At 50.9% G+C, this 6,978-nt stretch carries 13 protein-coding genes; 5 read left to right on the forward strand and 8 right to left on the reverse strand.

The window, feature by feature from the left end:
* Positions 1-20: 20 nt before the first annotated feature.
* The 7 genes from JOE09_RS25300 to JOE09_RS25330 form a co-directional block, all read right to left on the reverse strand.
* Positions 21-239, reverse strand: coding sequence for a LexA family protein (locus tag JOE09_RS25300; protein WP_205067774.1), 219 nt, complete (start codon positions 237-239; stop codon positions 21-23).
* Between the two features lie 13 nt (positions 240-252).
* Positions 253-624 carry a RusA family crossover junction endodeoxyribonuclease gene (locus JOE09_RS25305; protein WP_205067775.1) on the reverse strand — a complete coding sequence of 124 codons (372 nt, stop codon included), beginning with the start codon at positions 622-624 and terminating at the stop codon, positions 253-255.
* Positions 624-2,006, reverse strand: a complete 1,383-nt coding sequence (locus tag JOE09_RS25310) for a replicative DNA helicase (protein ID WP_205067776.1) — start codon at positions 2,004-2,006, stop codon at positions 624-626. The genes JOE09_RS25305 and JOE09_RS25310 overlap by 1 nt, the downstream gene beginning before the upstream one ends.
* The gene (locus tag JOE09_RS25315) at positions 2,003-3,058 is read right to left on the reverse strand and encodes a replication protein (RefSeq protein ID WP_205067777.1); all 1,056 of its coding nucleotides are present in this window, start codon (positions 3,056-3,058) and stop codon (positions 2,003-2,005) included. Before JOE09_RS25315 ends, JOE09_RS25310 begins: the two co-directional genes overlap by 4 nt.
* A gap of 200 nt (positions 3,059-3,258) precedes the next feature.
* Entirely contained in the window at positions 3,259-3,456 is a 198-nt protein-coding gene (locus tag JOE09_RS25320) for a DUF4222 domain-containing protein (RefSeq protein WP_205067778.1), read from the reverse strand.
* Positions 3,446-3,742, reverse strand: coding sequence for a CII family transcriptional regulator (locus JOE09_RS25325; protein WP_205067779.1), 297 nt, complete (start codon positions 3,740-3,742; stop codon positions 3,446-3,448). The genes JOE09_RS25320 and JOE09_RS25325 overlap by 11 nt, the downstream gene beginning before the upstream one ends.
* 103 nt (positions 3,743-3,845) lie before the next feature.
* Positions 3,846-4,085 carry a helix-turn-helix domain-containing protein gene (locus tag JOE09_RS25330; RefSeq protein WP_205067780.1) on the reverse strand — a complete coding sequence of 80 codons (240 nt, stop codon included), beginning with the start codon at positions 4,083-4,085 and terminating at the stop codon, positions 3,846-3,848.
* Positions 4,086-4,188: 103 nt separating this feature from the next.
* Between JOE09_RS25330 and JOE09_RS25335 the strand changes: the two genes are divergently transcribed.
* The 5 genes from JOE09_RS25335 to JOE09_RS25355 all read left to right on the forward strand — a co-directional run bounded on the left by JOE09_RS25335 (position 4,189) and on the right by JOE09_RS25355 (position 6,472).
* Entirely contained in the window at positions 4,189-4,914 is a 726-nt protein-coding gene (locus JOE09_RS25335) for a LexA family transcriptional regulator (RefSeq protein WP_205067781.1), read from the forward strand.
* Between the two features lie 11 nt (positions 4,915-4,925).
* On the forward strand, positions 4,926-5,153 hold the full coding sequence (locus tag JOE09_RS25340; RefSeq protein WP_205067782.1) for a putative hemolysin: 228 nt from the start codon (positions 4,926-4,928) through the stop codon (positions 5,151-5,153).
* 114 nt (positions 5,154-5,267) lie between these two features.
* Positions 5,268-5,366, forward strand: a complete 99-nt coding sequence (locus JOE09_RS25345; protein WP_205067783.1) for a YoaK family small membrane protein — start codon at positions 5,268-5,270, stop codon at positions 5,364-5,366.
* 182 nt (positions 5,367-5,548) lie between these two features.
* Entirely contained in the window at positions 5,549-5,851 is a 303-nt protein-coding gene (locus JOE09_RS25350) for a hypothetical protein (RefSeq protein WP_205067784.1), read from the forward strand.
* Between the two features lie 225 nt (positions 5,852-6,076).
* On the forward strand, positions 6,077-6,472 hold the full coding sequence (locus JOE09_RS25355; RefSeq protein ID WP_205067785.1) for a hypothetical protein: 396 nt from the start codon (positions 6,077-6,079) through the stop codon (positions 6,470-6,472).
* Positions 6,473-6,727: 255 nt separating this feature from the next.
* Here JOE09_RS25355 and JOE09_RS25360 read toward each other — a convergent pair.
* Positions 6,728-6,978, reverse strand: a 251-nt coding sequence (locus JOE09_RS25360) for a hypothetical protein (RefSeq protein WP_205067786.1), incomplete at its 5' end; no start/stop codon positions are given.

The raw sequence follows: 6,978 nt of genomic DNA on the forward strand, positions 1-6,978 counted from the left end.
AGGTGGCCAGCGGCCAGGTGTTAAACGTCCACCAGCACTTTCAGCGCTCGAGAACAACGCGGTTTGCTGTACAGCGCACCCTTTTTCACCAGCGCTTTGATATGCGCTTCGGCGGCGTTAGCGGAACGCCAGCCAAAGTGAGTGGCTATTTCCACCCGGGTTGGCGCGCAGCCATTTTCGGCGGCGTACTGCCGGATGAATCTGCACATGTTTTTCTGGATCTCGGTCAGCTGAATCATGTCACTCTCCCGTTTACGGCCTGACTGGCTCGCTGATTTCGGCGATCCGGATGCTGCCGGTTTCACCCCATATTTTTGATACCCGGAAATCCCACACGCTGCTGTCATCGGCAAACAAGGCATCCATCAGCGCCTTCATAAGGTTGTCCACATCCGGCTTTTGCTGATGCGGCTGACCAGCACTGGCGGCGCGCTTTTTCCTGCTCCAGCTGGCTGGCATAGGCAGCACGAAAGTAACGTGGCAGCCGCTGACTGGCAGCTGCAGGCGTTTTAATCGCACCTCGTCACAGTAAGCGCGGTACCGGAGAACTGCCGGGCGTTTGGCCCACCGGTCTCTCTGCGTCATGCGAGGTTTAGGCAGCGGGCAAATGTCATATACCTGCATTAAAAATCGTCCCTCGTTCTGCGTCCTGCGGCCGGCGCTTTCTCGGTGCAGATGATCCGCGCCTGCTCCTGGTTGGTTTCGTGGAAATGGCCGTTGCGGAACTCCTGGTACACAGTGCCCAGCTCGCCGAAACGGTTCTTTGTTACGATGATCTCGGCGAAACGTGTCGCCGGGCTGTTCTCGTTGTAGACCGCATCCCGGTACAGCATGATGATGCTGTCAGCGTCCTGTTCGATGCTGCCTCCGTCGCGCAGATCCGCATTTACCGGGCGCTTGTTTGGCCGCTTCTCCACTTCACGCGACAGCTGGCTGAGCGATAGAACTGGCGTTTTCAGTTCCTTCGCCATGGTTTTTAGACCGCCAGAGATAACCGCGATAGCCAGGTCGTTACGTTCAGCTCGGGGCTTTTTAATCAGGCCGAGGTAGTCGACGAGGATCAGGGACAGGCCCGGGAACTGGCGCTTGTGTCGTTCAGCGATAGAGCGGATCTGCTCAATGGTGAGGTTAGCTGCGTCCACCATCCAGACATCAAGGCCCATCAGGCGCTTGATGCCCATGGAGATCCGCCCCCAGTCTTCATCGTGCATACGGGACGGCTTGCGCAGGCTGGATACCGGCATGTTTGACGCACCGGCGATCTGACGCTCTACGACCTGCTGGTTGCTCATTTCCATTGTGAAAATCAGCACGCCACGTCGGACCTTGTGATCCCCCATCACCCGCTCGCTTGAGGCAACGCCCTCGGCCACCTTCAGCGCAAACTCGGTTTTACCCATACCAGGACGGGCGGCAACCACCACAAAATCCTCGTCGTTCATGCCGCCGGTGATTTCATCCAGTTCAGGGATCCCGGTCTTCAGCGTGTCAGATTCTTCGCCGTTGGTTACCCGGCGCTCCAGCACCTCAGCGAAAGAACCCAACAGCTCATCGATGTGAACCGGCACAACCTCATCAGAGGGGCGACCAACGGTCATGACCTGGCTGGTAAAGGCCCGAATGTTCTCCAGCGCCTGGTCGTAATTATTCGCCAGGGTGATGCTGTCGTAATTGGCTTCCATCAGCGCGACAAAACTGCGGATCATGAATTTTTCACCGAGGCTTTTGGCATAGCCTTTCAGGTTTGCCGAACTCGGCACGACCTTCGCCGTTTCCATCACGTCGGCAAATACGCCGGGACCATCGCCCATCGCATCCGCAATCAGCAGCGCGTCGATCATCTTGCGCTGAATGGCCTGGCGCTTAATCTCTCCGTACAGCTTGAAGTAAAACGGGTTGGTGAACGCTGCAGGATCCAGCGTGTTCAGAACGTCGCTGGCGTCTGGCGTAAGACCGGCGTTCAGCAGCGCGCCGATAACGCTGGCTTCGAGGTACAGGTCGCTCATAGCGCACGCTCCCGGACTTTGCGGAGCGTTTCAGGCTTCATCAGAAAATCGAAGCTGGCACGCCAGCCAGATGGGTTTTCACCGAAGTAATACGGCCGGGCCTCGCTCACAAACGCGTTGAAATAAGCCCGAACCGCATCGATATTTTTGTGGGTCATGTGAGTGACCAGGTCACGGATCGCTTTCTCGCGGCCATCGTCCAGTTCCGCCAGCGGCAGGCGGTCACCGGCAATCTCGTTATAGGCCTCAACCACGGCGCCGCAGTCGATTTCAACGTAGCTGGAAGCCCAGACCGCAGCGTCGGCGAAATAGCCATCGAAGCGGCCCACCCGGCAGATGTTTGCAGGCTTGGCCACCGTCCCATTTCGGCGATCCCAGGTCAGCACCACCCAGCGCACCACCAGCTTCAGGTCGTCAACTGTGTAGGCATCACGGGCCGAACGTGATGTGAGCAGAACGGCAAAGGCTTCTGCAGAGCGGCAGGTGGTTCCTGTCAGCTCGTTGTAATACTCCAGGACCTGTTTTGCCTGCGAGATTACTTCCTCCGAAAATTCCCCCTTGGGGGCTTTAGGGGGATCTGTTTTTATTGTCTTTTGAATAGTGTCTTTTGTGTGTCCCTGTTTTGGTGACAACCCTGTCACTGTTTTGGTGACACTTTTTGTCACTGGTTTGGTGACAAAGTCACTGTTTTGGTGACAGTCAGGAATTTCCCAGTCTGAAAGGGCTTTATTTGGCCCGATTAGAGAACCTTCGCGAACCAGCACACGCATGGCGATCAGCTCGTTTTTAGCCTTGTTCACCTTCTGCCGTGGCAGGCGAGTTAGCTCTGAAATTTGACTGTCAGATATCCGGTCCAGCTTTTTATTGAAGCCGTACGTTTTGCGGCAAACAGCATGCGCTACCTTCGCCTGGTTGCGGGTCAGATTGGCGCCTATCAGCTCCTCATACAGCTCATTAGCCAGCCGGGTATACCCATCATCGGTATCGGCCACGCGCTGCTCCTCACGCTCTGTGCGAGCGCGGAAATTGATGATCTCGGCGGTGTTACTCATCCCCTTCCCTCGCGCGCTTATTCTGCTCGAAAAGTTGGCGCAGCTTGTGGGCTGCGTCAGGGGCAAACTCCCGGGCTAACTGCTCCCGGGACATGTCTTTATGTACAGTGTTTTCTGGTTGCATCTTACGGCGTTTCTGTCGCATAATTGACCTCGCTTGACCAAAGCAATTCGGTACCCGGCTGTTCAGTCCTACCTGTTCAGCCTTCGCTTTTCCCTTCAAACTTCCTGAAATACTTCTCGAAATACCATTTCGGAACAAAGCATGCGTGCGCGTAGTCTGGCCGCATGAAAATGACACGCCGCTCCTGGCGGTCGTAACTGGTGACACGCACCACAATGCCTCTGCGATCCCGGTAAAGCTGATCGGTTTCAATGAAGCGCCCGTCATCCACCATTCCCCCCGCTGCGAATGTGATCCAGCATGGCAATTAGCCCCTTGGCTAACTCTGCGGTTTCTTCGCCGCGGAAAAGCACCAATCCTTCTGGACGCTGAAAATCTATGGCTGCTAATAACTGGCTTGCTTTCTCGACCAGACCGCCTTTACTCTGCCAGCGACTGACACGGGATTTATCCACGCCAATCTCCTTTGCCACTGCCGTCACTCCGCGTTCAGCGATCCGCACAATGATTTCATTTTCGATATCACGTGCGATGTTGCGTGACGTTGCGCTTGATTCCATTGATAATTTCCATTGTTAGTTGATTAAAAGGTTAAATCGCACTGGGCACTGAACAGCGCCCTAGTGGCAGCGTGCGATATGTTCTTTCAGAAGCATTAAGTGTTTATGCTGCTGACAATGCGCTTTTAGGAAGCCCATCAGTTTTATTGGGATAATCATCACAATTAAGCTCATGAGGCGTTACCTGCCAGTTGGTAGCTTCAGACCATTGAATGGCTTTACGTCCCTTAGGTTTGTATTTGCCTGCAATGACCTGACTAACAAAACCCTGACTGACGCCGACGGTAATTGCATAGTCAGACTGGCTGATACTGTTCTGTTTTAGGTAATCGTTAAGATCCATATCGTTCTCCACGCTTAGACAAACGAGATATTAGTGCTACTGATTGCAAAAATCAATAGTTGCACTATTTGAAGTTATTAGTATTGCGAATAAAATCGAGAGCATGGCAAAGAAAAATGTAATCACCGAAGAAGATACTCAGACCGCACTTCGCCTGCGAAGCATCTGGGACGCAAAAAAAGAGCAGTTGGGACTTAGCCAGGAGAAGGCTGCTGGCTTCTTTGGGTTTAGTACTCAGGCTGCCATTAGCCAATTCCTTAATGGCAAAGCTCCTTTAAATACTGAGAACATTCTAAAATTTTCAGCGCTATTACGCGTTCAACCAGAAGAAATAAGCCCCAGTATCGGCCATCTGCTAGCCCACATTAGAAGCCCTGAGAGGGCAACAGAAGATGCGACTCACAAACAGCAGTTTGAATATCCGCTTTTTACTTCTGTTCAAGCAGGTACCTTTGCCGAGGTAGGCTCATACTCTGAAACTAATGCTAAAAATTGGGTGGCTACAACCAAAAAGGCCAGTAGCAAGGCTTTCTGGCTTGAAGTATCTGGACACTCAATGACCGCGCCGCAAGGAAGCAAGCCCAGCTTCCCCGAAGGGATGCTGATTCTCGTAGACCCGGAAGAGGACGTAGAGCCAGGTGATTTCTGTGTGGCTGGTATTCATAACGATAGCGAAGTGACATTCAAAAAGTTCGTATGGGAAGACGGCAAACCATGGCTGGAACCGCTGAATACCAACCCCCGCTACCAAAGCATTGAGTGTAATGAGTTCTGCCGAATTATAGGAAAAGTAGTTAAGGCTCAATGGCCGGAAGAGACCTTCAGCTAAACGGAGCATCCATGAAAAAATTACTGATTATGGCGATGCCGGTGCTTATCGCCTCATGCGCAGCGCATAACGAACAGCAGAAGATGATTGGCATGGCTAACCCGGCTTCGGTTTACTGCCAGAAGATCGGTGGCAAGTTGGACATCGTTAAAGAATCTGCTGGAGAGGTAGGCTACTGTACCCTGCCCGGCGGCGAACGCATTGAAGAGTGGACTCTTTACCGGCGCGATAACAAATAAAACGGCGCTGGTACGCATAGCAATTTTTACACACAGAACAGATCAGCATCAGGGCTGGTTAGAACTGGAGATGACCGGCAGGGATGCCCCATAATAAAAACTCAGGCGGTACAAATGAAGATCGGCTATCTGTTCCCAGCTGCATGTGGCATAGCAGGCGTGGTGCTTCTGGTGTGGTTTATCGCGAGTGGCGCTTGGATGCCAGGGACCTAGGATGGAAAATGCTTTCGATTGGGGCACTGAAATGCGGCTTGAGGTTTTTGCAGCAGTTGCAGCCACGTTATCTATGAGCATTGCAGGTCTATACAATGTGTATCGATGCAAATTACACACATTGTGTTAGAATCAAAAGAGTTTAAAATCGCGGCCCACCGTGAAGGATTTGCGTGATAAAAATGTCTATTACCGAAAAAGAAGAGAAGCTGAGAGTGATAGAGAACGACCCAACATTTAGGGATGTTTTCGCTGAAATTGTTGGTATGACTGAATACAACGCCAATGGCGTAACATACGTAAACCTATCATTTTTAGGAAATAAAGTAATATCCCTTGTCGATGAACATGGCAGGCCGATGAGCTCACGAATTCAGCTTAAAAAAGTCGGATCAGTTACCATGACACTTGATAGAGCTATTGCTTTACGGGATGCCTTAGTTAAGGGGCTGAGCGAGCACGATCAAAAAAAAGGGGGATCTTAGTATGAACATTACATCTTTCCTAATCCCAACTTTGTCTTCACCCTTTGTGCAGAGCACGTTAGGTGCTGTAAGCTTCATTGAAGAACAACAAACATCTTTACGTAAGTCTCTTTACACATCGCAGGATAGCTTTGTAGATTTTCCATTGGAGGATATCAGATTGTCTCTTGAGTCAGCAGACATCTCTATTCCAAATCACCTCCAAACAGTCGATGAGATGGATGAATGGATAATGAGCCTGTAGCTTTAATTGATGCCAAGTTAACGGATAGCTTTAAAAACAGGTACAAAACTTTTCCAAAAGACAGCAGAAAGAAAATAAGTGCGTTCTTGTTGCATATTATCAAAAATGGCTTCGATGGTTTAGAGGGAAGAAATAAATTCTCCGATGATGTTAGCCATGATGATCCTGATTTTGTTATGAAAGTTCGATTTGTTAACGAACACTGTCTTTGGCATTACCATATCGGCATTCATGAATATGACCCTGAAAGTAAGTTTGGAGACAGGACGTCGATGTTTGTTCTGCATTACTCTAGAATGGAAGCCAATATCGTAAGGGTTGCGCATATGTCACCACACCCGCCTTTCGAATTACCAGCGCTAAGTATGTTTACGTAAGCCCGCCCCTAGCGGGCTTTTTTGCGCCCTTCTCCCGCCAACCTCTACCGACCATCCCCCTGTTCATGCCTGCTTGATGCGATGCTCTAGGTAGGGCATGAAAAAAATCACCTTACAAATCAGTTATTAGTAACACCATTACACAAATTTATTAGAGGCACTATTTACTATTATAATTAGCAGCACTATTATAAACTCCATCAGCACAACGCAGCCCACCGCCAAGCGCTGACCCGCTCTTTAACAACTCGGTTTTTACAGCAGCTCGAAGCGGCCAACGCTCCCGGCAAACTGAAATAGCGCCGGTAAGGATACCAGGCAGGCGGGCGATTCATCTGCGGGTGATAGTTCGCGAAGGGGAAACCGTAACCACGACGTGCTGCTGTGCAAATTGAAGCGCCCCGATGCAGGGGCGAAGTTTTCTTTGAGGTGCGACAGCGCAGCGTCAATGCAAATTAACCACTTATCACAGCCAAAATGAGGAATTGTCGTGGATAAAGCATATG

The sequence above is a fragment of the Pantoea coffeiphila genome (assembly GCF_016909495.1).
Taxonomy (GTDB): Bacteria; Pseudomonadota; Gammaproteobacteria; order Enterobacterales; family Enterobacteriaceae; genus Erwinia; species Erwinia coffeiphila.

What these genes read in the sequence shown, in the direction of transcription:
- JOE09_RS25320 (WP_205067778.1), bottom strand. Translation starts at nt 3,456, where the DNA reads ATGGTGGATGACGGGCGCTTCATTGAAACCGATCAGCTTTACCGGGAT.
- JOE09_RS25355 (WP_205067785.1), top strand. Translation starts at nt 6,077, where the DNA reads ATGGATAATGAGCCTGTAGCTTTAATTGATGCCAAGTTAACGGATAGC.
- JOE09_RS25310 (WP_205067776.1), bottom strand. Translation starts at nt 2,006, where the DNA reads ATGAGCGACCTGTACCTCGAAGCCAGCGTTATCGGCGCGCTGCTGAAC.
- JOE09_RS25345 (WP_205067783.1), top strand. Translation starts at nt 5,268, where the DNA reads ATGAAGATCGGCTATCTGTTCCCAGCTGCATGTGGCATAGCAGGCGTG.
- JOE09_RS25335 (WP_205067781.1), top strand. Translation starts at nt 4,189, where the DNA reads ATGGCAAAGAAAAATGTAATCACCGAAGAAGATACTCAGACCGCACTT.
- JOE09_RS25315 (WP_205067777.1), bottom strand. Translation starts at nt 3,058, where the DNA reads ATGAGTAACACCGCCGAGATCATCAATTTCCGCGCTCGCACAGAGCGT.
- JOE09_RS25305 (WP_205067775.1), bottom strand. Translation starts at nt 624, where the DNA reads ATGCAGGTATATGACATTTGCCCGCTGCCTAAACCTCGCATGACGCAG.
- JOE09_RS25330 (WP_205067780.1), bottom strand. Translation starts at nt 4,085, where the DNA reads ATGGATCTTAACGATTACCTAAAACAGAACAGTATCAGCCAGTCTGAC.
- JOE09_RS25340 (WP_205067782.1), top strand. Translation starts at nt 4,926, where the DNA reads ATGAAAAAATTACTGATTATGGCGATGCCGGTGCTTATCGCCTCATGC.
- JOE09_RS25325 (WP_205067779.1), bottom strand. Translation starts at nt 3,742, where the DNA reads ATGGAATCAAGCGCAACGTCACGCAACATCGCACGTGATATCGAAAAT.
- JOE09_RS25350 (WP_205067784.1), top strand. Translation starts at nt 5,549, where the DNA reads ATGTCTATTACCGAAAAAGAAGAGAAGCTGAGAGTGATAGAGAACGAC.
- JOE09_RS25300 (WP_205067774.1), bottom strand. Translation starts at nt 239, where the DNA reads ATGATTCAGCTGACCGAGATCCAGAAAAACATGTGCAGATTCATCCGG.